Source organism: Rahnella sp. BIGb0603 (genome assembly GCF_024808755.1).
In the GTDB taxonomy this organism is placed as follows: domain Bacteria; phylum Pseudomonadota; class Gammaproteobacteria; order Enterobacterales; family Enterobacteriaceae; genus Rahnella; species Rahnella contaminans.
The window spans coordinates 552,619-578,574 of record NZ_JANUEX010000001.1 but is presented as its reverse complement, the minus strand read 5'-3'; the positions used below and the strand labels follow the sequence as shown (position 1 = coordinate 578,574).

General features: G+C 50.9%; 24 protein-coding genes. 9 read left to right on the top strand and 15 right to left on the bottom strand.

The genetic code is table 11. From position 1 onward, the window contains the following. The first annotated feature begins 205 nt into the window (after positions 1 to 205). Entirely contained in the window at positions 206 to 451 is a 246-nt protein-coding gene (locus M2403_RS02680; RefSeq protein ID WP_165059597.1) for a YceK/YidQ family lipoprotein, read from the top strand. Between the two features lie 15 nt (positions 452 to 466). Here the strand turns inward: M2403_RS02680 and M2403_RS02675 are convergent, their stop codons facing one another. Continuing rightward, positions 467 to 874, bottom strand: a complete 408-nt coding sequence (locus tag M2403_RS02675; RefSeq protein ID WP_259228523.1) for a MysB family protein — start codon at positions 872 to 874, stop codon at positions 467 to 469. 226 nt (positions 875 to 1,100) lie between these two features. On the opposite strand from M2403_RS02675, the gene M2403_RS02670 reads away from it, so the two are divergent. Both M2403_RS02670 and M2403_RS02665 read left to right on the top strand, forming a co-directional pair. Further along, the gene (locus M2403_RS02670) at positions 1,101 to 1,499 is read left to right on the top strand and encodes a VOC family protein (protein ID WP_152325580.1); all 399 of its coding nucleotides are present in this window, start codon (positions 1,101 to 1,103) and stop codon (positions 1,497 to 1,499) included. Between the two features lie 131 nt (positions 1,500 to 1,630). Continuing rightward, entirely contained in the window at positions 1,631 to 1,987 is a 357-nt protein-coding gene (locus tag M2403_RS02665; RefSeq protein ID WP_152325581.1) for a hypothetical protein, read from the top strand. Between the two features lie 23 nt (positions 1,988 to 2,010). On the opposite strand, the gene mdtG is transcribed toward M2403_RS02665, so the two are convergent. From mdtG to M2403_RS02645, 4 genes are all read right to left on the bottom strand, one after another. After that, positions 2,011 to 3,249 (bottom strand): multidrug efflux MFS transporter MdtG, encoded by a 1,239-nt coding sequence (gene mdtG / locus M2403_RS02660; protein WP_152325582.1) that lies wholly within the window; start codon positions 3,247 to 3,249, stop codon positions 2,011 to 2,013. A 290-nt stretch (positions 3,250 to 3,539) separates the two neighbouring features. After that, complete coding sequence (locus M2403_RS02655; RefSeq protein ID WP_152325583.1) at positions 3,540 to 3,974, bottom strand: DoxX family protein; 435 nt, start codon at positions 3,972 to 3,974, stop codon at positions 3,540 to 3,542. 199 nt (positions 3,975 to 4,173) lie between these two features. Next, positions 4,174 to 5,109: a Kdo(2)-lipid IV(A) acyltransferase gene (locus M2403_RS02650; RefSeq protein WP_259228522.1), complete on the bottom strand. Its 936-nt coding sequence runs from the start codon at positions 5,107 to 5,109 to the stop codon at positions 4,174 to 4,176. A gap of 350 nt (positions 5,110 to 5,459) precedes the next feature. Further along, positions 5,460 to 6,557: an NADH:flavin oxidoreductase/NADH oxidase gene (locus M2403_RS02645; protein ID WP_259228521.1), complete on the bottom strand. Its 1,098-nt coding sequence runs from the start codon at positions 6,555 to 6,557 to the stop codon at positions 5,460 to 5,462. Positions 6,558 to 6,788: 231 nt separating this feature from the next. Here M2403_RS02645 and M2403_RS02640 point away from each other — a divergent pair, with 231 nt between their 5' ends. Next, positions 6,789 to 7,844, top strand: coding sequence for a rhodanese-related sulfurtransferase (locus tag M2403_RS02640; RefSeq protein WP_101077224.1), 1,056 nt, complete (start codon positions 6,789 to 6,791; stop codon positions 7,842 to 7,844). A gap of 71 nt (positions 7,845 to 7,915) precedes the next feature. Here the strand turns inward: M2403_RS02640 and M2403_RS02635 are convergent, their stop codons facing one another. Both M2403_RS02635 and M2403_RS02630 read right to left on the bottom strand, forming a co-directional pair. Then, entirely contained in the window at positions 7,916 to 8,494 is a 579-nt protein-coding gene (locus M2403_RS02635; protein ID WP_152325586.1) for a YceI family protein, read from the bottom strand. 46 nt (positions 8,495 to 8,540) lie between these two features. Next, positions 8,541 to 9,086, bottom strand: coding sequence for a cytochrome b (locus M2403_RS02630; protein ID WP_101077222.1), 546 nt, complete (start codon positions 9,084 to 9,086; stop codon positions 8,541 to 8,543). Between the two features lie 554 nt (positions 9,087 to 9,640). On the opposite strand from M2403_RS02630, the gene M2403_RS02625 reads away from it, so the two are divergent. The 3 genes from M2403_RS02625 to M2403_RS02615 are packed head-to-tail and all read left to right on the top strand — an operon-like array spanning position 9,641 to position 14,956. After that, positions 9,641 to 10,783, top strand: coding sequence for an efflux RND transporter periplasmic adaptor subunit (locus tag M2403_RS02625; protein ID WP_259228520.1), 1,143 nt, complete (start codon positions 9,641 to 9,643; stop codon positions 10,781 to 10,783). Positions 10,784 to 10,792: 9 nt separating this feature from the next. Continuing rightward, positions 10,793 to 13,888: an efflux RND transporter permease subunit gene (locus tag M2403_RS02620; RefSeq protein ID WP_259228519.1), complete on the top strand. Its 3,096-nt coding sequence runs from the start codon at positions 10,793 to 10,795 to the stop codon at positions 13,886 to 13,888. A 27-nt stretch (positions 13,889 to 13,915) separates the two neighbouring features. Then, on the top strand, positions 13,916 to 14,956 hold the full coding sequence (locus M2403_RS02615; protein ID WP_259228518.1) for an AI-2E family transporter: 1,041 nt from the start codon (positions 13,916 to 13,918) through the stop codon (positions 14,954 to 14,956). Here the strand turns inward: M2403_RS02615 and M2403_RS02610 are convergent. The 6 genes from M2403_RS02610 to pyrC all read right to left on the bottom strand — a co-directional run bounded on the left by M2403_RS02610 (position 14,953) and on the right by pyrC (position 19,709). Then, positions 14,953 to 15,417, bottom strand: a complete 465-nt coding sequence (locus M2403_RS02610; protein ID WP_152325590.1) for a MarR family winged helix-turn-helix transcriptional regulator — start codon at positions 15,415 to 15,417, stop codon at positions 14,953 to 14,955. The genes M2403_RS02615 and M2403_RS02610 overlap by 4 nt on opposite strands. Before the next feature lie 170 nt (positions 15,418 to 15,587). Continuing rightward, complete coding sequence (locus M2403_RS02605; protein ID WP_235937373.1) at positions 15,588 to 16,316, bottom strand: LuxR C-terminal-related transcriptional regulator; 729 nt, start codon at positions 16,314 to 16,316, stop codon at positions 15,588 to 15,590. Between the two features lie 146 nt (positions 16,317 to 16,462). After that, positions 16,463 to 17,578, bottom strand: coding sequence for an N-methyl-L-tryptophan oxidase (gene solA / locus M2403_RS02600; RefSeq protein WP_259228517.1), 1,116 nt, complete (start codon positions 17,576 to 17,578; stop codon positions 16,463 to 16,465). A gap of 143 nt (positions 17,579 to 17,721) precedes the next feature. Next, positions 17,722 to 17,976, bottom strand: coding sequence for a biofilm formation regulator BssS (gene bssS / locus M2403_RS02595; protein WP_013576258.1), 255 nt, complete (start codon positions 17,974 to 17,976; stop codon positions 17,722 to 17,724). 346 nt (positions 17,977 to 18,322) lie between these two features. After that, positions 18,323 to 18,577, bottom strand: a complete 255-nt coding sequence (gene dinI / locus M2403_RS02590) for a DNA damage-inducible protein I (protein WP_013576257.1) — start codon at positions 18,575 to 18,577, stop codon at positions 18,323 to 18,325. 82 nt (positions 18,578 to 18,659) lie between these two features. Next, positions 18,660 to 19,709, bottom strand: a complete 1,050-nt coding sequence (gene pyrC, locus M2403_RS02585) for a dihydroorotase (RefSeq protein WP_259228516.1) — start codon at positions 19,707 to 19,709, stop codon at positions 18,660 to 18,662. Positions 19,710 to 19,933: 224 nt separating this feature from the next. On the opposite strand from pyrC, the gene M2403_RS02580 reads away from it, so the two are divergent. After that, positions 19,934 to 20,221 (top strand): putative quinol monooxygenase, encoded by a 288-nt coding sequence (locus M2403_RS02580; protein WP_152325593.1) that lies wholly within the window; start codon positions 19,934 to 19,936, stop codon positions 20,219 to 20,221. 85 nt (positions 20,222 to 20,306) lie between these two features. Here M2403_RS02580 and rne read toward each other — a convergent pair whose 3' ends face one another. Then, the gene (gene rne / locus M2403_RS02575; RefSeq protein ID WP_259228515.1) at positions 20,307 to 23,597 is read right to left on the bottom strand and encodes a ribonuclease E; all 3,291 of its coding nucleotides are present in this window, start codon (positions 23,595 to 23,597) and stop codon (positions 20,307 to 20,309) included. Between the two features lie 600 nt (positions 23,598 to 24,197). On the opposite strand from rne, the gene rluC reads away from it, so the two are divergent. Further along, the gene (gene rluC, locus M2403_RS02570) at positions 24,198 to 25,160 is read left to right on the top strand and encodes a 23S rRNA pseudouridine(955/2504/2580) synthase RluC (RefSeq protein ID WP_152325595.1); all 963 of its coding nucleotides are present in this window, start codon (positions 24,198 to 24,200) and stop codon (positions 25,158 to 25,160) included. Between the two features lie 54 nt (positions 25,161 to 25,214). Here rluC and M2403_RS02565 read toward each other — a convergent pair whose 3' ends face one another. Continuing rightward, entirely contained in the window at positions 25,215 to 25,811 is a 597-nt protein-coding gene (locus M2403_RS02565) for a nucleoside triphosphate pyrophosphatase (protein ID WP_259228514.1), read from the bottom strand. Positions 25,812 to 25,956 lie beyond the last annotated feature (145 nt).

Genomic DNA, 25,956 nt, shown 5'->3' with positions numbered 1-25,956 from the left:
AAACATGCTGCCCTTTTTATTGCTTCACGATCACCGGCCCGCACAGGCCATCACGCCGCAAAGACAACAGGTGACTCTCAGGCCTGCAGCGTATAAAGTTTTACGTCCCCTTAACATCAGGGAACATGACGCGCGTGCTATTCTGAGCGCGCTGTTCAGCGCTTAAAAAGAGCTTCTTTTTGATTTGAATCGACAGGTTGGGTAAGTGATTAATCGCGTAATTTTTCGTGGATGTGTACTGGTGCTACTGGCTACCTCGCTCACAGGTTGTGGCAGCATTATCAGCCGGACCGTGCCAGGGCAGGGGCATGGCAACCAGTATTATCCCGGCGTGCAGTGGGATTTACGTGACAGCCCGTGGCGGTATGTCACTGTTATTGATGTCCCGCTGTCCATGATTGTCGATACCTTCATGTTGCCGATTGACGCCCGCCACGGGCCTTACGAATAAATCTGTTATAAACGTTTAGTCGATATCCCGTCCCGGATAATCGTCCTCGTCATCCCACTCTTCGGCGGCGGCTTCGCCTTCTTCCGTATCCAGCTGCGGCTCATGCTGGAATTCACCTTCATCCCATTCATACAGCGTCGCTTCTTCCTGCCATTCTTCTTCGAGTTCAATCTGATCGTAATCTTCATCAAAGATAGCCTGCGCGGCCGGGCCGCTGCGGAACGTCAGCGCATCGATGGCATCGCCTTCATCGCTGAGAAATTCTGCCTGCCACATCACATCGCCATCCTGCATGATGTACTTTTGCAGGTTGAACTGATCCGGAACGGGCTCTTCATCGTTCTGAACTCTTTCCTGTGCGGCTTCGAGAAATTCTTCGCGGGCGGCATCAATAGCTTCTTCAAGCGTTGCGTACATGCTCATTGTTGTCTCCTGAGTTGAATAAGGGGAAATAATCAATAGTCTTGATAGTAAATAGCGTTAGGAATGAAGAAGTAACAGCCATCTGACAGTGAAAACTCTGATTAAATGATTGTTGTCGATAACTGACAGGATGCAAGTTTTGAGATGAAAAAACAGGTCGCCTTTCTTCTGCTATTCTCTGAGTCTTAATGCCGGAACACGGTAAGTTGAAGGAGTTATGGCGGCTATGGTTTCACGAAACGCAGTGCTGAGGGTTGCCCGTCCGACCGATAATCTGGAGCGGATTGCGGCGATGTACAGTCAGGGACTGGGCTTTGAGGTGATCGGCGGTTTCAGCGACCATCAGAATTTTGATGGCGTTCTGATCGGCCATCCGCATCATCACTATCACCTGGAATTTACACATCACCGGGGAACAACCGTCGGGCGCGCGCCAACGCAGGATAGCCTGTTGGTGTTTTATATCCCGGAGGATGCGCAATGGCAGGCGCAGTGTGACGCGATGCTGCAAGCCGGGTTTATTGCCGTTCCTTCGTACAATCCGTACTGGGATGAAAATGGTCAAACGTTTGAAGATTTAGACGGTTATCGCGTGGTGCTGGCTTCACGTGACTGGACCGTGTAGAGAGAAATGTCAGAAGAGCTTCAGCTTTGCAAAGAGGACGGTGGCAGAAGGTAAAAGTTTAGCAAACCGCCAGTCCGGGGAAGAATTGGCGGGTAGAGTGACGGTGAACTTTCAAGAAAAAGGTTACTGTTATGAAGATTTTTTCCCGTACTTTGCTTATGCCGCTGTGTGGTCTTGGCCTGTTTTTCAGTGTCGCCGGTATGGCGGCTGACAGTACGCATCCACAACCGCCGATGGAATATCCGCACGGTATGCCGCCATCCGACCATGAAGGCATGCTGCCTCCGCCACCGGTGATGATGGGGCTCTGCCATCCGGGCGCACTATTCTGTGCGAGCATGGCTAGCGATAATCCAACGGAAACAATTCAGAAACTGACTTCGGTGCTTCCGGCGACAACGGCGGGCAAACATTATGAAGTCCGTCTGGCGGTTGTCGAAGTGCCTGACCATCTGCCGATGCCTCCGCAGGCAGAAAAAGCCAAGTAAAGTGTTTTACACGCTGGCCGGAATTAATCGACCATCGCCTGACGCGGCCGGCGTTGCAAACACCACCAGGAATAAACGGCATTAAACATCACCACCAGCGCCGTGACGCAAAATACCGTTCGGAACCCGTAGCTTGCCGAAACTGCCGCACCCAGCAGAGGGCCGGTGACATTCCCGACATCACGGAACGATTGGTTATAGCTGAAGACCCTTCCCGCCACCTGATTGGTGCAGTTATAAATCAGCAGCGTTTGCACCGCCGGGAGCAGCGCGCCGTCTGTTGCCCCCAAAAGAAAACGTAAAATGCCTAACTGAAGCGGCGTTTGCACGAATGCCATCGGGATTAGCAAGAGGACGGATAACCCCATCATGGCCACCAAAATCCTTTCAGGCCCGATTCTGTCCCCCAGTTTTCCCAGCCTCGGCGCACTCATCAGTGCTGCCACGCCGGGCACCGACGCAATCATCCCGCTGATAAACGCCAGATTCTGCGTATTACCGGCCAGTTCACGCACGTAAAGCGTGAGTATCGGCGCAATCGATCCGGTCGCCACCTGAATAATCATTGTGGTGACGAACAGGCACAATACCAGCTTGGGATTTTTCAGCGAGGCAAAAACCTGTTTGCGGTTGAGCATGTCTTTCTTATTTACAGGGACAAACTGTTCGCGGATGCAGTACAACGTCATCACAAAACAGAGAAAAAGTACGGCTGCGGTGATGAAGAATACCGGGCGTAAACCGTAGTTATCTGCCAGTAACCCGCCGACCAGCGGGCCAAGCAGTGCGCCGCTGACGCCGCCTGTGGAGAGTGTTCCCAGCGCCCAGCCGCTTTTATTGCGGGGAATTTGTGTGGCAATCAGCGCATTGGCATTCGGCACAAAGCCGCCGAGCAAACCCAGCAGCGCGCGAAGGACTAAGAATTGCCAGATGTTTTGCGCAAAGCCCATGAGCATCATGACAATCGCCATGCCCAACGCCGAGCGCAGCAGCATGATTTTACGGCCTTTACGGTCAGCCAGGCCGCCCCAGAAGGGCGAAGCAATCGCGGAAAACAGGAAGGTAATACTGAAAACCAAACCCGACCACATGTTCAGGGATTCATGGCCGGTGACACCCAGAGTTTCGACGTAAAGCGGCAGGAAAGGCATGATCAGGCTGAACGCGGCACCGGTAAGGAAGCAGCCAATCCAGGCAACATACAGATTTCGTTTCCAGTTTATGGGTTCTGGTGCGGTTTCAGATTCAGATGCCGAAGTCATAAATTACCGAAAAAAGAGGTCAGATTAGCTCTGGAATGACAGATGGGAGCAAGGCAGAGCACAAGTAACAATCAATTGGCTGGATAATTATGCGCCTAATTATCATCCACTTCAATGATGTTAATGAACTGTAACAACGAAAGTAAAATACCGTTTTATCGCGAGAGGTGTGGTGAAGGAGATCAACTGAGGAGCGAAAATGCAAAAAAATACGGCCAGCGATGAGGCCGGCCGCGTCAGACACAGAATTAAAATAAAAACCAAAAGACAGACACAGCAAAAAACAGGGTTTACCGCAGGGCTGCGTTTTTCATCACAGAATAACGGCCACTGCCCAGGAACATAATCACCAGCCCGCCAAAGAAGTACAGTGCTTCGCCTTCCAGACCCCAGGCGCCGACGTCGGTCACGGTGAAGAATTTACCCGCAACCACCAGCAAAACTGCCACTAAAATGTTGAATGCCATCACCAGCGCGGCAGGGCGGGTAAAAATACCCAGAATAATCAGAACCGGTGCAATCACTTCACCGATGTATGCGCCATAAGCGATGAATCCCGGTAAGCCGGCAGCCTGCAACATTTTGGCAATCCAGCCCACGCCATTTTCCATTTTCGCCACGCCGTGGAATAAAATCAAAATCCCGAAAGTGAGACGTAACAGTAATTTACCAAAGTCAGGGTGATCGGTAACGCGGGTAAAAGCAGTGTTCATTTTAGCCAACATAATGTATTCCTTTTGAAGGTCACAAAGTGGCCACGCGGCTCCCAAGAAGTGAGGGGGTAATCACGTGGAGAAATCATGGGGAGAGTATTGGCCTAAACCGGATAGGATAAAATCTGATAACTTTGAAGAAGTCTGTCAAAAAAATTGTTGAAGCAAATCAATAAAACCGGTTCAGGATGCGCTGAGCCGGCCTTTAAGTTTATTCGCTGAGGGCTTTGTACAGCGAAGGCTCGCCCTGGGGACGCGTTTTGAAGCGTCGATGCAGCCACATGTATTGCTCGGGCGCCTGACGAATTTCGTCTTCTACCACTTTGTTCATGTACGCGGCAGCAACCACTTCATCATCCAGCGGGAAATCAGCGACCTGCGGATGAATAATCATCTCGTAGCCTTTTCCGCCAGCCAGACGGCGCGGTGTAAACGGAATGATGGCCGGTTTGCCCATTCGTGCCAGCAGATAGGTGCCGGTGGTTGTCGCGGCTTTATCCACGGCAAAGAAGGGTACAAACACGCTGGCGCGCGGGCCGTAGTCGTGATCCGGCGCGTACCAGATAATGTCGCCTTGTTTCAGGCTGCGGATCATTCCTTTCAGGTCTTTGCGATCCAGCATCCCTTTATTTGAACGCATGCGGCCTTTGGTCTGGATCCAGTCCATCAGCTTATTGTCATGCGGGCGATAAACACCGACGCCCGGATTATGAATACCGAAAATACGCGCACCCAGTTCCAGCGTCAGGAAATGAACGCCAATTAGCAGCACGCCTTGTTTGTTATCGCGGGCGCGCTGTATGTGTTCCAGACCGCTGACTTTAAACCAGCGTTCAATACGCCAGTCAGGCCAGAACCAGGCCATGCCGGTTTCAAATAAACCCATGCCAACTGATTCGAAATTTTTCACGACCATGTCTTCCCGCTGTTCAGGGTACATGTCGGGGAAACACAGTTCGATATTACGCTGGGCGATTTTGTAGCGACGTTTCAGAAAGCGCATTGAGAAGCGCCCAAGCCCGGTACCGATGCGGTAAATGACCGGATAAGGTAATAAGACCAGCGCGTACAACAACCCCAGACCTATCCAGGTGATCCAGTAGCGTGGATGCAATAACGAACGATTAAAGGTAGGTACCTGAGTCATAGAATCTCTGCGTCAATGGATCGAAGTAGAAAGTTTATAAGCTCTGTCTAATGCAGCAGCCCGCTACAGAAATACGTCCACATTCCGATATGGAGCGCGTGTTATCCGTTATTTTTAGTAGCAAAGTGACATATTGTGGCACTTTTTTGGTATTAGGTGAAAATTCACGGCACTAATACCTCATTTAACTTATGGACTGTATGAATGAAAAACAATGTGATTTATTTATGAACAATTCAGCTGTTTTCTCCATGAGTCTTCGAATCAAATATCCGCAGAGAATGGCTTTTTGTCAATGAAACGGACAGCCCGGGGGCTGTCCGTGATCACGTTTATTAAACTGCCCGGTATTAATCCGGCAGGAATAATCCTTTCACGCTATGAGGCTCGCTGCGCCAGTATTGTTTCGGTGCGTAAACTTTTGCCCCGAGTTTGGCAGCGGCGTGCCACGGCCAGCGTGGGTTATACAAAATACCGCGCGCCAGTGCGATCATGTCTGCCTGTCCGGTGCCGACAATGGCTTCGGCCTGTTCCGGTTCAGTGATTAAGCCAACGGCGATCACCGGCATTTTGACGTGCTGTTTAATGCTGTCAGCGAAGGGCACCTGATAATTTGGCCCCACGGTGATTTTCTGGTGCTGGCTCAGGCCGCCGCTGGACACATGAATATAGCTGCAACCCAGCTTATCCAGTGCTTTGGCGAGTTCGACAGATTGCTCCAGATCCCAACCTCCTTCTACCCAGTCGGTGGCGGAAATACGCACGCCGATGGGTTTATCAGCCGGGAAGGCCGCGCGAATTTCCTGGAAGATTTCCAGCAGCAGGCGCATACGGTTTTCCAGTGAACCGCCGTACTGATCGGTGCGCTGGTTGGAAAGCGGGGACAGGAACTGGTGCAGGAGATAACCGTGCGCACCGTGCAGTTCCAGCAGATCGAACCCGAGGCGGTCGGCGCGCCGTACGCTATCCACGTACGCTTTTTTCAGTTCGCTGATACGTTCAGCAGAAAGCGCGACGGGCGCTTCCGTTCCTTCGGCAAAAGGAAGAGCGGAAGGTGCGACGGTTTGCCAGCCACCGGCGGACTGAGGTATTTGCGCACCCCCTTTCCACGGTGCGGCGTGAGAGGCTTTGCGTCCTGCGTGGCCGAGCTGTAAACCGAGAGGAATGTTGCTGTTTTCGCGCAGGCCGTCGACCAGTCCTTTCAGCGCGGCTTCGGTTTCATCATCCCACAGCCCTAAATCCTGCGCAGAAATGCGCCCGACGGCTTCCACCGCTGTGGCTTCGAGGATCAGCAAACCGGCACCGGAAAATGACAATTGCCCGAGATGCGCGTGGTGCCACGAAGTCGCTTTCCCCTCGTCGGAGGAATACTGGCACATTGGTGCGATAACAATGCGGTTAGGGAGCGTCAGGCCGCCCAGAGAAATCGGTTCAAAAAGCTTGCTCATGTTTCCTGCCCTTTAAAAAATCAGTGTGGTGGATAGATCACAAGTATGGATAACATCTGAGAATAGGTTACCGCATTTAGAGAAAAGGCAAGACGCAGCAGGTGTTTTTCTTATCATGAATTTGCAACGGAAGATGTCGTCCGTGTTGCTTTAATGTATAATCTTGCCGCTTCAAAAGTAGCTAATTGGTTTCCAATAATTAAATCCCCCTGAAAGACAGGAACGTACACCATGCCAGTGTTACATAACCGTATTTCTAATGAGGAACTCAGAGCGCGTATGTTGGCTGAAACCGAGCCCCGCACGACTGTTTCTTTTTATAAGTATTTCCAGCTCGAAGACCCGAAAGCTTTTCGCGATGCCCTGTATATCAGCCTGACTCGCCTGAATGTGTTTGGCCGTATTTACGTGGCAAAAGAAGGGATTAACGCGCAGATCAGCGTTCCGCAAAGCCAGTTTGACGCGTTCAAAACCGAGCTGTTTTCCAGCCATCCGGCGCTGGATAACATCCGCCTGAACGTGGCGCTGGAAGATGACGGCAAATCCTTCTGGGTTCTGCGTCTGAAAGTGCGTGACCGTATTGTGGCGGACGGCATCGATGATGAGTCGTTCGATCCGTCGAATATCGGTGAGTACCTGAAAGCCGAGCAGGTCAACGCCATGATTGACGACCCGGACACGCTGTTTGTCGATATGCGTAACCACTACGAATATGAAGTGGGACATTTCGATAAAGCGATTGAAGTCCCGTCTGACACTTTCCGCGATCAGCTGCCCATGGCCGTTGATATGCTGAAAGAAGACAAAGACAAGAAAATCGTCATGTACTGCACCGGCGGTATTCGCTGTGAAAAAGCCAGCGCCTACATGCTGCATAACGGTTTTAAAAACGTGTATCACGTGGAAGGCGGCATTATCGAATATGCGCGCCGAGCGAAAGAGCAGGGTTTGCCGGTTAAATTCAAAGGTAAAAACTTCGTCTTTGATGAGCGCATGGGCGAACGCATTTCTGACGATGTGATCGCGCATTGTCACCAGTGTGGTGCGGCGTGTGATAACCATACCAACTGTAAAAATGACGGCTGCCATTTGCTGTTCATTCAGTGCCCGACCTGTGCGGCGAAGTTCGACGGTTGTTGCAGCGAAATCTGTATGACTGAGCTGAAACTGCCGGTTGAAGAACAGCGTGCGCTGCGTGCTGGCCGTGAAAATGGGATCAAGATTTTCAACAAGTCCAAAGGGCTGTTGCAAACAACCATGCACATTCCGGCACCGGAAAACGACTGAACTGCCGATCCGTCGTAACAAAGGCCCTGACGATTTAATACCGTCAGGGCCTTTTGTTTTGGCGATGCGGATTACTTCTCCTGCACGCCTTCCACGGAAATGATCAGCTCAACATCCTGCGAAGCAGGGCCGAGATCGGTAGTGATCCCGTAATCTTTCAGCGCAATCGTGCCTGCGGCTTCAAACCCGGCGCGATAACCGCCCCACGGATCCTTACCCTGACCCAGCAATTTCGCCTGAAGGGTTAACGGTTTCGTCACGCCATTCAGGGTGAAATCACCGGTAACGGCCAGGTTATCCCCCTCTTTTTTCACCGACGTGGATTTAAACGTGGCCTGCGGATGCTTGCTCACATTGAGGAATTCCGCGCTGCGCAGGTGTTTATCACGCTCGGCATGGTTCGTGAACACGCTGGTGGTGTTGATGCTCACGTTCACTTTATCCGCTGCCGGGTCTTTCTCGTCAAAGGTAAAGCCGCCGTCAAAATCGTTAAAACTGCCGTAAAGCCAGCTGTAGCCCAGATGCTTGATGCGAAACTCAATAAACGCGTGCTGTCCTTCTTTGTCGATTTTGTAATTCGCCGCACTTGCTGTGCCTGCGGCTAACAACAGGGATGCCAGTGTCAGGCCCAGAGTGGTTTTTTTCAGCATGGTTATTCTCCATTTATCCGTTAAGTGAATCGCAAGGTGAAACAGTTCAGCGCCCCAGCATGCGTGTCAGCGTGCTGTCGCGGTCGATGAAATGATGTTTGAGTGCGGCCAGCGCGTGGAACGCAGAGATAATCACAATTCCCCACGCCATCCACAGATGTACGGTGCCGGCGATGTCCGCCTGTTGCTCCAGCCCGAACAGCGTGGCCGGGATATCAAACCAACCGAAAACGCTGACCGGCTGGCCTTCGGCGGTCGAAATGAGATAGCCGCTGAGCAGGATCCCGAACAGACCGGCAAAGAGCAGAACATGCGCGAGCCACGCCCCGAGCCGGGTTTTGGCGCTGTAGCTGTCCAGCGGTTTTGGTGGCGGCGAAATAAAGCGCCAGGCCAGCCGGAATACCATGGCCGCGAAAACCAGCACGCCAATGCTTTTATGAATTTCCGGCGCCCGGTGATACCAGGTGTCGTAATAGCCCAGTCCGACCATCCATAATCCCAGGGCGAAAAGGCCATAAACGGCCAGCGCAACAATCCAGTGGATCAGAATTGAAATATGCCCGAAGCGCACAGTCGTATTTTTCCAAAACATAATTTGGCCGCTCATTGTGAGAGTTATTTTTGGAAAGTAAACATTTGGAAACATTCTGGCAAACTATTATTTGCAAAATAGATGATTAATTTAACTTGTTCACTATTTTTGAACTGATTATGGTTATCTTGTTCAGCTTATTCGTTTTTGATTCGTCAGGAAGGCTGGGATGGGCTGGGGTTCAGTCTGGATGCGGGTTTGTCAGGTTTTGTCATCGACGGTAAAGTTTGTTTTATTACTAAAAATTTGAGTAAAAAAATTGATTTCATCCGTGATTGTTATTTTTGGATAATGACTAAAATGAAAAACGTTATCTGATTTAGCAGATAAGACTCTTCGGAATATTAATTCTAAATATTCCTTAAATATAACGTAAAGAAATCACGGGATATTATGCAAACTGATCGGGATCAGTTTATGGAAAGTTATCACCTCTATAATCTCCGAAAATTCTGATTAGGAATTTTTTTATCTACTAAAATGGATATGAGCCGGTGCGTGCACTTTCCTGACCCAACATAACCGGCATCCGACCTGACACGGAGAGTGACACTATGTTTCCTGCAGTATGCCGTCATGCAGTTTTATCCCCACTGCTGGCTCTGTTTTTATCCCTTCCGGTTGTCGCAACAGCGCAATCTGTTCCGACGGTTACAACATCGACTATCGCAACGCAAACTGATGGCGTCAGCCGCACTTATCTCGGCCGCCTTGAGGCTGTTCAGGCGGTGAATGTTGTCAGCCGCACGGAAGGTTTTATTTCCAGGAGAGTTTTCCAGGAAGGTCAGCTGGTTAAAGAGGGGGATGTCCTTTACGAAATCGACCCCGCGCTGCATCACTCCGCAGTCGCGCAGGCGAAAGCGCAGCTCGACAGTGCGAACGCCACGGCCCGACATGCGCAGACGCATCTGAACCGCATTCAGCGTCTGGGCGATGCGCGGACAGTCAGCCAGTCCGATGTCGATACCGCACTTGCCGCACGCGATACCGCCCGGGCCGCCGTCGCGCAGGCTCAGGCCGCCCTGAAAACTCAGGAATTACAGCTGGGCTTTACCCGCATTACCGCACCTATTTCCGGGCGGATTGGCGTGAGCCATTATCACACCGGCAGTCTGGTGAATCCGGCGAGTGGCGCGCTGACTGAAATTGTTCAGCTCGATCCGGTTCGTGTGGTGATTTCCGTTAACGAGCGCGACGTACTCAGTGCCAGCCAGAGCAGCGGTTCGCTTGAGGACGCTTTCGCGGCGGATAACATGACGCTTTCGCTGCGTTTATCAGATGGTTCGCCGTACCTGAAAACACCGAAGTTTGAATCCCTGGGAAACCGCATTGATACGCAAACCGGCACGTTGCCCGTCAGGCTGACCGTTGAGAATCCGGATCACCGTTTATTACCGGGTGGCTCAGTTAACGTGCTGGCAGCACCGCGCTCCGGACAGAAACTTCCGGTTCTGCCAGCCGCGGCTTTACAGCAGGATGCCACCGGCCACTTTGTTTTGCTGGTGAATGCTGAGCAGCAGGTTGAGAAACGGCCAGTCCGCTTGGGGGCGCAGACCGGACAGGGATATTTCGTTCTGGACGGTTTGCAGGGAGGAGAAAAAGTGGTCACCGAAGGGCTGCAGTGGATCCAGCCAGGGATGAAAGTGAAGACGCGGGACGCCTCGGGTGCTCCGGCGACGCCGGCAAAAAAAGGTTAAGGAATAACTATGCTCGAGCAATTCATTAAAAGACCGCGCTTTGCGGTGGTCATCGCGCTGGTCACGGCACTGATTGGTGCCGTGGCGCTCAAGGTGATCCCGGTGGAACAATATCCGGACATCACGCCGCCCGTTGTTTCTGTCAGCGCGGTTTACCCCGGCGCCAGTGCGCGTGACGTGGCGGAATCTGTTGCTGCGCCCATTGAAGCGCAGGTCAACGGCGTCAGCAATATGCTGTATATGTCCTCTAACAGCGGCAATAACGGCAGTTACTCGCTGACGATTACGTTTGCCAGCGGAACGGATCCTGATACTGCGGCGGTTGAAGTGCAAAACCGTATCTCTCAGGTCAGCTCTCAGCTCCCGCCGGAAGTGCTGAATACTGGCGTTTCCGTGCGTAAGCAGGCATCCAATATTTTACTCGGGATCAGCCTGTTATCCCCGAAACATACTCACGACATGCTGTTTATCAGTAACTTCGCCAGCATTCAGCTGCGCGATGCTTTAGCGCGTATCGACGGCGTCGGCGATGTCCGCGTGTTTGGTTCTCGCGATTACAGCATGCGAATCTGGCTCGATCCCCGCAAAATGGAAGCGCTGGATGTCAGCAGCATGGAAATCAGTTCGGCAATCCAGAGCCAGAACGTGCAGGCGGCGGCCGGTCAGATTGGCGCTTCGCCAAGTCCGTCCATGCAGCAACAAACGCTCACCATCAGCGGGGCCGGACGTTTGAGTACGCCGGAAGAGTTCGGCAATATTATTGTGCGTAAAAATGCCAACGGCGGCACGGTGCGTTTGCATGACGTCGCCCGCATTGAGCTGGGTGCGCAGGATTATCAGGTAAACGCTACGCTGAATCAGACGCCGTCCGCCTTTCTGTCAGTTTATCCGGCACCGGGTGCCAATGCGCTGAATGTGGCCAATGCGGTGCGCGCGGAAATGGAACGTCAGGCGGGTTACTTCCCGGACGATCTGACTTATGAAATCAAATTCGACTCCACACGGTTTGTCAGCGCGACGCTGGATGAAATCGTCGTATCCTTGGTGCTGACGTTCATCGTCGTTCTGACCATTGTTTTCCTGTTCCTGCAAAGTTTGCGCGCGACGTTCATTGTTGCGCTGACCATTCCTGTCTCTTTGCTCGGCACATTTGCCGTGCTTTACATCTTTGGCTATTCGGCCAATACACTGAGTCTGTTCGCTATTATTCTGGCGCTGACGGTTGTGGTCGATGATGCGATTGTCGTGGTCGAAAATGTCGAAAGGCTGATGGTCGAAGACCCGTCGCTCGGGCGGGTAGCTGCAACCCGTCTGGCACTGAAACAAATTGCCGGACCGGTTATTGCCACTACCGTGGTTCTGCTGGCGGTATTCGTTCCTATTGCCGTGCTGCCGGGTATTACCGGTGCGCTGTATCGTCAGTTTGCGGTGACGCTTTCTGCGGCGGTAGTGCTTTCCAGTATTAACGCATTAACGCTGACTCCGGCGCTGTGCGCAACATTACTCAAGCCCCGTCCGGAGAAACCTGCGCGCTTCTTCCAGCTCTTCAATAACGGGCTGGACAGTGTGCGCGATACCTATGTCAAAGCCGCGCGTGGGATCAGCAGAAATGTGCTGACCAGTATTGTGAGCGTGATTGTGATCGCCGGTTTGTGCGCATGGGGTTACAGCAGTTTGCCGAAATCTTTCCTGCCGGATGAGGATCAGGGGTATTTCTTCGTGAATGTGCAGCTACCGGACGGCGCGTCCCTTAACCGTACCGATACGGTTCTCGGGCAGATGAAGGCAATTCTTGGCAAAGATGACGCGGTTGAAGATGTCATCGCGATCAGCGGATTCAGCCTGCTGAGCGGCGGGAGCTCACCGAATTCTGCCTTTGGTATTGTTTTGCTGAAACCCTGGGGTGAGCGCAGCAGTGTGGATCAGGTCATCGGACGGTTGCAACCTGCGATGGCAGGCATTCCTTCTGCGATGATTATGGCGATAAACCCGCCAGCCATTTCCGGGCTGGGTACGGCTTCCGGGCTGGATTTGCGCTTACAGGCGTTACGCGGACAATCACCGCAGGAACTGGCGGCGACCGGACAGGCGCTGATTCAGGCGGCAAATCAGGATCCGCAACTGAGCCGCGTCTTCACAACATTCAGTGCGTCCGTTCCTGAAATTGCACTCAGCGTGGATCGCGAGCGTGCTGCGCAATTGCAGGTTCCAGTCAGCAGGATTTTCGGTACGTTGCAGACATCGCTCGGCGGGATTAACGTCAGCGATTTCATTATCAACAACCGTTTGTTCAACGTGCAGATGCAAAATGAGATGGAAGATCGCCAGCGTGCGGATCAAATCTCGACGCTGACCGTGCGCAGCGATAATGGTTCTCTCGTCAGCCTGGGGAAAATGGTCAGCCTGACGCCGTCTCTCGGCGCACCGTTTATTACGCAATATAACCAGTTCCCGTCACTGGCGATCAGCGGTTCTGCTGCGCCAGGCGTGAGTTCCGGGGAAGCGATGACGCAAATGGAACATATCCTGAACGAGAAACTGCCCGCCGGTTATGGTTACCAGTGGACCGGGATGTCGTTGCAGGAGATTCAGGCGGGCGGTCAGGCTATTGTGATTTATGCCGCGGCGCTGCTTTTCGCCTATCTGTTCCTGGTCGCCCAGTATGAAAGCTGGAGCATACCGCTGGTGGTGATGATTTCGGTGATCTTCGCGGTGTTTGGCGCAGTCGGAGGCCTGCATCTGGCAGGCCTCAGCAACGACGTATATGCTCAGATTGGTATGGTGTTGCTCATCGGGCTGGCGGCGAAAAATGCCATACTAATTGTCGAGTTTTCGAAAGCCAGAAGGGAAGGGGGCGCCACTATCCGCGAAGCGGCGCAGGACGGTGCGAAGCAACGATTCCGCGCTGTCATGATGACCGCAATTTCGTTCATTCTGGGCGTCTTGCCGCTGGTACTGGCGTCGGGTGCTGGCGCCATGAGCAGGCACATCATTGGTGTCACGGTGTTTAGCGGAATGTTGTTGTCCACGACCGTGGGGATCCTGTTTATCCCGTCGCTGTATGTGCATGTTCAGCGTCTGCGGGAATGGGTGAAATCCCGTTAAGAAAACGGGCCGCATCAGGAGGAAGATTTGCGTAAAACGATCGTGACGACTCAGGGACTCAAAATCGTCGTAATGATGGCGATGCTGGTGGTGATTTTCGCGGGAATTAAATCTGCGGCGGACATCATCGTACCGTTCATTCTGGCGCTGTTTTTGGCTTTTGTTTTGAATCCGCTGATTGTGCTGCTGGGGAAATGTCGGGTGCCGCGCGCACTTGCCGTTTTGCTGGTGGCGACGCTGGTGATTTGCCTGATGGTTATCATGACCACTAAACTGCTGGTGACGCTTAATGAATTTGCCCGCACGTTGCCACAGTATCGCGGGCTGATTGTTGAGAAGCTGAGTTATCTCGAAGAGCTGTCCGGGCAAAGCGACCTGACGTTATCGCCTGAACAGCTGGCCAGTTATATCGACCCGGCAGCGACGTTGAACCTGGTCAGCAAACTCATCAGCTATTTATCTAACGCGATGGCGGGTTTGTTTCTGTTACTAATGACGGTGGCTTTTATGTTGCTCGAAGTGCCGCAGCTGCCGTACAAAATTGAACAGATGTCGGATGAACCGGGAAAGGGCATGGCAAATGTTCAGCGTGCGCTCGACAGCGTGACGCGTTATCTGGTGATCAAAACGTTAATCAGCGTGGTCACCGGGCTGGCGGTCTGGGCGCTGCTGGCAGCGACGGGGATCCGGTTTGCGTTTTTGTGGGGAATGCTGGCGTTTGCGCTGAATTACATTCCCAATATCGGTTCTTTTCTGGCGGCAATCCCGCCGGTTATTCAGGCGTTCTTGTTCAACGGCTTCAGTGAAGGGATTATCGTGGCAGGCGGATATGTGCTGATCAACCTTGTTTTTGGCAGCATTATCGACCCCAAAATTCTGGGGCGCGGGTTGGGGCTTTCGACGCTGGTGGTCTTTATGTCCCTGATTTTCTGGGGATGGCTGATGGGCCCGGTCGGAATGCTGCTCTCCGTGCCGCTGACTATTGTACTGAAAATAGCGCTGGAACCGACGGCTGCCGGGCATAAGATTGCTGTACTGTTGGGCGATGGCGCCGCACAAAAACGCTAAAGTTTGTTTAACTCTTCAATGCGCACTGCGTGCGTTTCAATGCTTTTCAAAGAGGCCATGAGTTGCTGACGGGCGGGTAAATCCAGCCCGTGAAATAACCGGTCGATGGCATCCTTCTTCGGTTTTTTAGTCTGCTCTAACGCCTGTTTTCCCGCTTCCGTTAATTCCAGCAATTGTGAACGGCGATCTGTCGGATGACGTTTGCGCACCAGCAAACCGTCCCGGTCCATGGCATCAATCGCATCGGTAATGGTTCGGGGAGATTGTTGAAGCACCTGAGCCAGTTCTGCGGGGCGGCAGGTACCTTCATGCGCGATGGCCGACAATAGTTTTCCGCGAGCCAGGGAAAGGCCCTGCGCGGACATTGCCGCGTCCACTTGTTTGCGCATCAGACGGATTACGGAAAGCAACGTTTCTGTAATTTCTGTTGGGGTGACATCTTCAGAAGCGGAGTGTTTCATTTTATGAGGCTGCTCAAGATAAGGCTGCTAATTTTAAACTTATTGTATGCCTCTGTCGTCAGAGTGCAACCGCGTAATCCGCGGATGTCTGAGTGAGTGAAACTTAATGGAAAAGCAGGAAGGCGATAATATAAAAATGCCCTGATTGTTCAGGGCATTATGTGAATGATTTAGCTGTGTGCTTTGTAAATCATTAAAAGATCGTCTTTAATCTGACGGCTAATGGGTGTCGCGGAAATGTCATCTATCGGCCAGAATAAATACTTGATCAGATTGTAAATAAAACAGAATTCAAGCCGGTTCCGGACTTTAATTTTCTGAGCCAGATGGCGCTTATGAACATACACGGTACGGCTGCTGATATTTAATTTTCTGGCAATCCGGTAGTTCGGCATTTCTGACATCCAGTATCCCATCACAAGAATTTCCTGATCGCTGAACAGGGTTCTTGGAATGCCGAAGTTATTTTCAGGCATAAAGGATTCAGGGTCTGCGGCAATCTCTTGTAATAACTGCGTTAATGACTGTTTATTGAGAACGAAAACTTCGCGGGTGATGGCAATCGGCGCATCACTGTCCGGATAATTCGCATCGATATAACAGTATATTCTGGCGGTATGGCGGAACTCAAAGAAAGCCTTCAATTCCAATGATAATTCAGCGTTATGACAATGCTGCGTCATATTCACGAGAATAACGTCAGGCTGAAATTCTGTCAGTGAATTGAGTGCCTGAGAAATATTCACAGTATCAATAATGTCGAGATTATTATTCTCAACAAGATAAGAGAAAATTCCTAACCGGGTGAATCCACAGGGTTCAATAATAGAGAGTTTCATTCGACGTCCTTGTTCAGGCGTATCATTTACGCGTGGAAACCACTCCTGTGATTTCTGCATCTAGCATAGGTTTTTTTCTATAATGCTGTCAATTCGGAAATACCGGTCTATTGATCTCGTTCAAAGTGAAACTTAAAAATGACTCTTCGAGGAAATAAAATGACAACCGTCGAAAGAATATAAACGACGGTTGAAACATCTTTACATTAATTGAATCGGGAAAGGGAGAAAGGCTCAAGCTCGAAAGGAATAGGATGATTGTTAGCGAAATGAGTCACTATTTCACCTAATACGCTGGCAAATTTAAATCCGTGGCCGCTCAAACCTGAAATGACCAGTGTATTTTCTCTGCCCGGCAATGTATCGATAATGAAATCTTCATCTGCGGTCATGTCGTAAGTGCATGACGCGCCGCGTAAACTCACTCCAACACCCGGCAAAAAGTGGCGGAAAAAGTTGAAGGATTCTGTACCGTCCTGGCTAAATCCGCCGAAAGGTTTGCGCTCTTGCGGCTCTGTGATCCACTGACCACCATTATGTTTTCCGAGCTTTAAGGAATCTTTTACGGAAGGGAAGCCGTAATACTGATCACCTTGCTGGGTTTCGAGCGTGAAGGCCGGGAAGTGATTCTCCTCGCTGTAGCGCCCATCGGCATGAAACCAGGCAAAAACTTTGCGTAAAGGTTTCACTGGCAACTCCGGAAGGATTTTTGTCACCCAGGTTCCGGCGGTCACTGCCAGTTTTTTGCCATGATAAACGCCATCGATTGTGGAGACCTCAACGCCGCCATCAACCCAACGGATATCGTCGACCGGGCAGTTGAACAGTTGCGCGCAACCCGCTTCGCGCGCAAGGCGGATGTAGGCGCTGATGGCTATTTCGCTTTGCAGATAACCAGAGTCAGGTTCGAAAACGCCGCAATAGCCGTCTGGCAAAGTAAACAGCGGCCATTTTTCACGGATTTCAGCCGCGCTGAGAGACTGTGTGTTCAGGTTGTAGGTTTCTGCACTAGCTTTCACATTGCCGATGAATTCGGAACCTTCAGGACCCATATTCAACACGCCGCTGCGGTGAAATACTTTATCACCGCTTAGCTCTGCCAACTCATTCCAGAGTATTTGTGCTCTCAGCAGCATTGGAACGTACCGGGCACCTTCACCATACGCGTGTCGAATAAGCCGCGTTTCGCCGTGATGGCTGCCTGCCTGATGAGGAGGTATTGCGCTGTCTATCATCAGTACTTTCAGCCCGGCACACGTGGCGTAAAAGCCCGCAGCCGACCCGACTGAACCGCTGCCAACGATGATGAGATCATAATCCATAACCAAATGCTCCACTGTCGAAATTTTTTAACATATTCACTACGGGCATGATAGTGAGTTTACGGCTGGGAAGGCAAGGGAGCGGAGGCAAAGAAAAAGGCACCAGGATGAAATCGCTGGTGCCTCAGACTGGCAGGTATAGCTTAGTGTTTTCGGTGATCACTGTATTCGTACTCGTTAGATTCTATCTTTTCGATACCGGCTTCGAGAATGTTGATCAGCTGCCTGGCAACGTCGGTAGTTAACCATAAAGTTCTGTCTACCTGAGCATCCTCGGGTGTCTGGTCTTTTGAAGACAGGTAATGAAGACGTATCATCATGGCGTCATAAGAGTCGACGGTACTGATATCCCAACCAACAAGCGGGTGTGTCTGAATAACTTCATCATTTCTGTCCATATAGACCCCTTATATTGTAGTGACTGACGTGAGTGACTATCTGAGGATCAATGCGGCTCATTATCAGGTGAGCTATTTCAGTATAAACAGTTAATGCAATTTATGGAGAGGTTTAAGGGGTTTTAATTGTAAATAATTTGTATTGATTATCCGGGAGTCAGAATAATCTGGAGTTTAACCAAAATTACTTTTTAATTTGGGTAATTTTTATACGAGCGAAAAGAATGAAAAAACCGGACTGCGACGCCCGGTGAAATACGCAAATAGCCTTACGGCGGGTTTTAATAAACCTGATTATTATTAATAAGGTATTGAATCTGAGCACGTTCTGAGAAAATTCATGCAGTTACTCATCATTCTGATTTGAAAACCAGTCATCTGCACTTTCCCAGGTTTCCTGGAGAATTTCTTCGATAAGATCACGATCTGTTTTGGCTCCACCCAGCACGGACAAGCTATTTGCGCCGGCGTAGCGAACCTGAATTTTATTTTCGCGATCAGAAAACTGTTTGTTAATTCTTTTACTCAATTCACCCGATAAGGCGTCTAAGGCACCCGCAGGCAGAGGCTTGGTTTTATCGATTGTGACTTCAACACGCATAGGACCTCCTGAATAGATTTGACTGTATATTTATACAGTCAAATCGCGAGCGGTGCAATACAGAGTTGAAGAGAATCGTATTTTAGTACGAAGTCACTTTCCAGTTGAGCGTCTGTCCTGCAAGGAATGGCACAACGCATTCATCGCCCAGCGCAATTTCTTCTGGCTGAGTGACTGGCGTACGCGTCAGTTCAATGAAGTCTTCATTGAGCGGCAAGCCGTAGAAGCGCGGGCCATTCAGGGAACAGAAAGCTTCAAAATGTTGAAGTGCATCCATTTCTTCGAAAACGGTCGCGTAAGCGGAAAGTGCCAGTGGTGCGTTGAAGCAGCCTGCGCAGCCGCAGCTCGATTCTTTGCGGCCTTTGGTATGTGGCGCAGAATCAGTGCCCAGGAAGAAACGATCAGCGCCGCTGGCAATAACGTCACGCAGGGCTTGCTGATGAACATTACGTTTCAGGATTGGCAGGCAGAACAGGTGAGGACGTACGCCACCGACCAGCATGTGGTTACGGTTAAACATCAGGTGCTGAGGTGTAATGGTCGCGCCGAGGTACTGATTGCCGGACAGAACGTATTGCGCCGCTTCTTTGGTCGTGATGTGTTCGAACACGATTTTCAGTTCAGGAAACTGGCGGCGTACCGGATCCATCACTTCATCAATAAAGCGCGCTTCACGGTCAAAAATGTCCACATCGCTGTGAGTAACTTCACCGTGGATAAGCAAAGGCATGCCAATTTTTTGCATGCGCTCCAGCACCGGATAGATTGCCTTAACATCGGAGACACCGTGCTGAGAGTTGGTTGTTGCATTGGCAGGATAGAGTTTTGCGGCAGTGAATACACCTTGCTCGAAACCCTGAGAGATCTCATCAGGATCCAGAGAATCCGTCAGGTAGCAGGTCAGCAATGGGGTGAAGTTATGTTCTTTCGGCAGTGCAACCATAATCCGTTCGCGGTAGGCAATTGCCGCTGCGACGGTCGTCACCGGAGGCGTCAGGTTGGGCATGACAATCGCGCGGCCAAAGACTTCACTGGTGAAAGGCAGCACCGTGCTGAGCATTTCATCGTCACGAAGGTGAATATGCCAGTCATCTGGGCGGCGGATTTTCAAAACTTGCTGTGTGGCGGTCATCAGGCAAAACTCCGGCATTGAGAGACAAGATGTTGGGAATCAGGTGCGGTAATGGGAGCATTAACGGCGGGGAACAAGAATAAGCGTAAAACCGTTGTGTTGCATCTGTTAAATAAAGTTCGTATTGAAATCAATGTATCGAAAGGTTCATAGTGAACGCAGATTTTAGTCAAAGTGCTTCCAGACACCGGGGAAGCAAGACAAAAAACGACAGGAGAACCAGTATGGAAATCAGAGTTGTTGCCACAATTGTTGCTAAACCAGAGTTTAAAAAACAGGTAACAGAGGCTTTGCTTGACGTTATTGAACCCAGCCGTCAGGAGGTTGGGTGCCTGCAGTATGAACTGCACGGAGATCTTGATAAGGAAGGGACGTTCGTGTTTTACGAGCGCTGGGCTTCTGAAGATGCACTGAAGCAGCACAACAAAACAGAGCATTTTCAGCATTTCGCCAAAAGTCTCGAAGGTAAACTGGAAGAACTGACTATTCGCCGTCTGAAAACCCTGGCCTGAAAACGTCTCAATCAATCAGTCCGTCATTATTGTTTAATAATAAAAAACCCGCCGGGGCGGGTTTTTTTAGAGCATTTTCAACGCATCACTCAGAAGGCATTTCAGGTTTGGTTGCTGGTGCCGTTGCAGTGCTTACTGCTGCATGCCCGCCTGCAGAACCTTTACCTTCGAAGCCGAATTCAGGACGAACCCAGTCGCTGTGACGGGCAGGTTCCTGAACGTACTGAGGGGCTGGCGCTTTGGTCATCGGTGCAGTGGCATGATGTTTAAAGCGTGGTTCAGCAACGACAGCTTGAGAGACAACAGTTTCAACATTAGCAGGGGCTTTCACCTCTGGCGTTGTTTCTGCGGCGTGCTGTACCGGAGCAACAGGCTCGGCGTTAACTTCAGGTTCTGCGGCTACCGGAGCCTGAACTTCAGGTTCAGCAACAACAGGCACTGGTTCAACAACAACCGGTTCGTGAGCTTGTGGTGCAACTTCTACGCGCGGTGTCTCTTCAACTGGCTCTGCAGTTTCAGGTTCAACCAGAACAGGTTCTTCGGCAACAGGTTGTGCAATTTCAGGCACAACACTTTCTTCCGCTGGTGCTTCCGGCTGTACTGCTTCAGTAACCGGAAGTGCTTCAACCGCAAGAGTTTGCTCAACCGGCGCGGCTTCAACTTCAGTTGTTTCATTCAGAACCGGCGTATTGACCTGAGCGGTTTCAACCTGTTGTGTCAGCACTTCTGGCGCTTCAGTTTCTGCAAACTGTTGTTCAGATGACTGCGCAACCGGGTAAGTGATCCAGACCTTACCTGACGCCATTTCCGGAGAAACAAACGCACCGGTCAGAGGCATTGGCGACTGAGTCGGGTAACGCTCATCACGGTAACGGCGACGACGCTGACCGCTTACACGCAGGTGGCGCGGAGAACGACGTGAGCGACGTGGCATACCGTTTTCACGGTTGTTGTCATTCAGGTTTTCTTCGCCTTCAGTTGTATTAACTGTTTCCGCTTCAGAAGGTGCCTGTTCAGTAAATACCGGAGCCGCAGGGCGTGTACCGGTAATCAGTAACTGTGCAGCAGCTTCTGCTTCGTGATCAACTTCTTCTGATTCGAAGCGAACTTTCTGCGTTAACTGGCGACGCTGACGACGCTGAGCTGGCTGACGATCTTCTTGTTCCGTTTCATCAATGACCGGCGCGGCGATTTGCTCTACAACAACAGCATCCTGAATTTTTTCTTCAGTCTGTGTTTTGCGCTTATCTTCAGAACGGCGACGCGAACGCTCACGACGAGGTTGTTGCTGCTGCTCTTCACGCGGTGCAGTTTCAACGTCTTCGTTGCGGCTTTCGCTAACTACAGGCTCCTGGTTACGACGGTTGCGGCGTTGATCATCACGCTGCTCGCGATTATTTTCGCGGTTGTCACGGCTTTCGCCACGATTATCACGATTATTCTCACGACCCTCACCACGGTTGCCACGGTCATTGCGTTCGCCACGTTCACCGTTGCGATCACGACGTCCGCCCTGACGACGCTGGTTACGGCGTTCGTTGTTACGACGATTTTCTGTTTCAGTGGCTTCAGCTTCTTTCGGCGCTTCAACAGGTTTAACTTCCTGCTGTGGCTGCGGTGCGAACAAGCTTTTCAGCCCGCTCAGCAGACGGCTGACAAAGCCGGATTTCTCAGTTGCTGGTGCGGCTGGCGCATTAACCGTTGTGGTACGGGTTTTAACCGGTTCTTCAACCGCTGTTTCCTGCTCAAAGCTGGACGGAGGCGCTTCACTTTGCAGGGCAAACGCAGCCAGTGCCGGTTGCTCAGGGCGACGACGCTCAGTCGGCAACTCTTCAGAAGGTTGCAGCATTTCTGCTTCGTGAATTTGTGGCAACAGATAGCTCAGTGCAGAGATTTCTTCGCCTTTGCGTACGCGCAGAACATGGTAGTGCGGGGTTTGCATCTGATCGTTTGGAACGATCACTGCACGAACACCGCCCTGACGTTTTTCGATGGCATTCACCGATTCACGTTTTTCGTTCAGCAGGTAAGAAGCGATAGGAACCGGAACGATCGCATGAACTTCTTTGGTATTTTCTTTCAGCGCTTCTTCTTCAATCAGACGCAGAATCGACAGCGACAGGGACTCGTTATCACGAACGGTACCTGTACCTGCGCAACGTGGGCAGATGTGGTGTGTTGATTCACCCAGTGACGGGCTGAGGCGCTGACGGGACATTTCCAGCAAACCAAAGCGGGAAATGCGACCAATTTGAATTCGCGCGCGATCCTGACGAACGGCATCACGCAGACGGTTTTCCACTTCGCGCTGGTGGCGAACTGGCGTCATATCGATGAAGTCGATAACAATCAAACCACCGAGGTCACGCAGACGTAACTGACGGGCAATTTCATCGGCGGCTTCAAGGTTGGTATTGAATGCGGTTTCTTCGATATCGCCGCCGCGGGTTGCACGTGCGGAGTTGATGTCGATAGCCGTCAGGGCTTCTGTGCTGTCGATAACAATCGAACCGCCGGAAGGCAGGCGCACTTCACGCTGGAAAGCAGATTCAATCTGGGATTCAATCTGATAATGGCTGAACAGCGGGATCTCACCAACGTAAGGTTTGATTTTGCTGCTGAAATCAGGACGGCCAAGTGCAGCAATGTGCTCTTTTGCCAGATCGAGAATTTTAGGGTTATCGATGAGGATTTCACCGATGTCCGGGCGCAGGTAATCACGAAATGCGCGGACGATAACATTACTTTCCTGATGGATCAGGAAAGGAGCAGGGCGGCCTTCAGCGGCTTTCTTGATGGCATCCCAGTGCTTGAGGCGGAAAGTGAGGTCCCACTGCAGAGCTTCAGCAGATTTGCCAACGCCTGCGGTACGAACAATCAGACCCATGCCATCAGGTAATTGCAGTGAAGACAAGGCTTCTTTCAATTCTGTACGGTCGTCGCCTTCAATACGGCGGGAAATTCCCCCAGCACGTGGATTGTTTGGCATCAGTACCAGGTAACTACCGGCCAGGCTGATAAACGTCGTCAGCGCTGCGCCTTTATTTCCACGCTCTTCTTTATCAACCTGAACGATCACTTCCTGGCCTTCGCGCAAAACATCTTTGATGTTCGGGCGGCCATGAGAGGAATAGTTACTTGGGAAATATTCGCGGGAAATTTCTTTCAGAGGGAGGAAACCATGCCTTTCCGCACCGTAATCTACGAATGCCGCTTCCAGACTTGGTTCAATGCGGGTGATTTTACCTTTGTAAATGTTCGCTTTTTTCTGCTCATGGCCCGGACTTTCAATATCCAAATCATACAGTCGCTGTCCATCTACCAAGGCAACGCGCAACTCTTCTTGCTGAGTCGCGTTGATCAACATTCTTTTCATCTTAACTTACTCATTATTATTCCATTATTGACAGAGCTGCGGGCAAAATGACCTCATGACCGGATAAACCGTTGGCCCCGAGTCTTCTCGCAAATCGTCAACCTCACGGCTGTCGCTTGCATAGGGGCGCATTATTTCGGTAAGTCTGCTTTTGCTGTATTAAAGACACCAGCGTTATGAAAGCAGCACTTTTATTAGGGGAATAGCTTCTGAATTTACGTTAACAGATCTCATTCCGTTCGCCGGCCAAGCTGCAACCCGCAGCCCGCTAATTGCTTGATTTCACATTACGTCTTACGCCATTGCTGCGTTTTTGTGCGATCAGGCAAATCTATAATTCCTGCGTTTTCCCTAACTTAAGAGAAACAACGCCGAAAGTGACTTCATTATTCCATTGCAGGCACTCTGATAGCAAGGTGACTTTTCCCATGCGGGTAAGATATTTACCTCAATGAGATATGTGCCGCATTGTCTTAACATTTGTATTCTTAAAAAACGGGTGCAGCAGGCAGGTTTTCCTCGGCGGTTACTGGTAAAGTAAGAGTTAAGCACATAAAAATCAGTGGCGCGAACCGTGCCGGATATTTAGAATCGCGAGCCATGAAAACTGAGAACCCAACTGTACAATTAATCCCCATTTCTGAAGATGAAGCCGGTCAGCGCATCGACAACTTCTTACTCAAAATCCTGAAAGGCGTGCCGAAAAGCATGATCTATCGCATCGTGCGTAAGGGCGAAGTCCGGGTTAATAAGAAAAGAATTAAGCCAGAATATAAATTATTAGCTGGCGACGAAGTGCGTGTGCCACCTGTTCGCGTAGCCGAAAGGGATGAAGCGCCAGTTTCTGCCAAACTGGATAAAGTTGCCGCACTAACCGACTGCATATTGTATGAAGATGATTACTTATTAATTCTGAATAAGCCGTCTGGTACCGCTGTTCACGGTGGCAGCGGCCTGAGCTTTGGTGTTATCGAAGGATTACGCGCACTTCGCCCTGAAGCGCGTTTTCTGGAATTAGTCCATCGTCTGGACCGTGATACCTCAGGCGTATTGCTTGTTGCGAAGAAACGTTCAGCATTGCGTTCCCTGCACGAACAACTGCGCGTGAAAAGCATGCAGAAGGATTATCTGGCGCTGGTGCGCGGTGAATGGCCGTCACATTGTAAAGTCGTGCAGGCCCCATTGCTGAAAAACATTTTGCAAAGCGGCGAGCGTGTTGTGCGTGTTAATGCAGAAGGTAAACCCTCTGAAACGCGATTCAAAATTGAAGAGCGTTATGAATTCGCGACACTGGTAAAAGCCAGCCCGGTAACCGGCAGAACGCACCAGATTCGTGTTCACGCCCTGCATGCAGGTCATCCGATCGCTTTTGATGACCGCTATGGCGAGCGTGATTTTGACGCAAAACTGGCAGGCACGGGATTGAATCGTTTATTCCTGCACGCTGCGGCTTTGCGATTTGAACATCCGAATACCGGTGAAACACTGCGTATTGAAGCGCCTATGGATGCCAAACTGCGTAATTGCCTGAAAATTTTACGCGGCAAAACGACCGCCCGTTAAAAAAATCAGCCTGTAAAGAGGCGCACGGGTTGCGCCTTTTTTTATGCCTCTCAGTTAACGGTTTTCAAGTAACGGATTGATGCCGTGTCTTCGCAGTAAGGAGAGCAGGGCGATCAATGGCAATCCGATTAACGTATTTGGGTCGCGCCCCGTCAGACTGTCAAAGAGCGTGATCCCCAATCCTTCGCATTTAAAGCTGCCCGCACAGTCGTAGGGCTTTTCACGATGCAAATATCCGGTAATTTCTTCATCGGTTAAAGAACGAAAGGTGACGTCAAACGTTTCACATAACGTCTGCGCTGATTTTGTATCGCTGTCATAAACACTCAGGCCCGTATAAAAGGTGACGGTTTTGCCACTGGCTGCCTGCAACTGTTTGAAGGCATTATCAAATGTGTACGGTTTACCCGTGATATTTCCATTAATCACGCAAACCTGATCGGAGCCAATAATCAGATGATGCGGATGGGCAGTGGCCAGCGCAGTGGCTTTCGATTGTGCCAGGCGTTTCACCAGTTCAGCCGGGTTCTCACCGGGAGCTGGAGTTTCATCAATATTGGGTGACGCACAGGTAAACGTCAGGCCGGTTTTCTCCAGCAACGCTCTGCGGTAGACCGAGGTCGAGGCTAAAAGTAATTTTGGTGAAGACATAATCATAATTTTTTTTTCACAAAGCGTAGCGTTATTGAATCGCACATTTTAAACTGTCGGCCGCTGTGGAAGCGAATATTGGTGAAAGGTGCGGTTTTGAGGCCTTTTTCTTTGACTCTCTGTCGTTACAAAGTTAATATGCGCG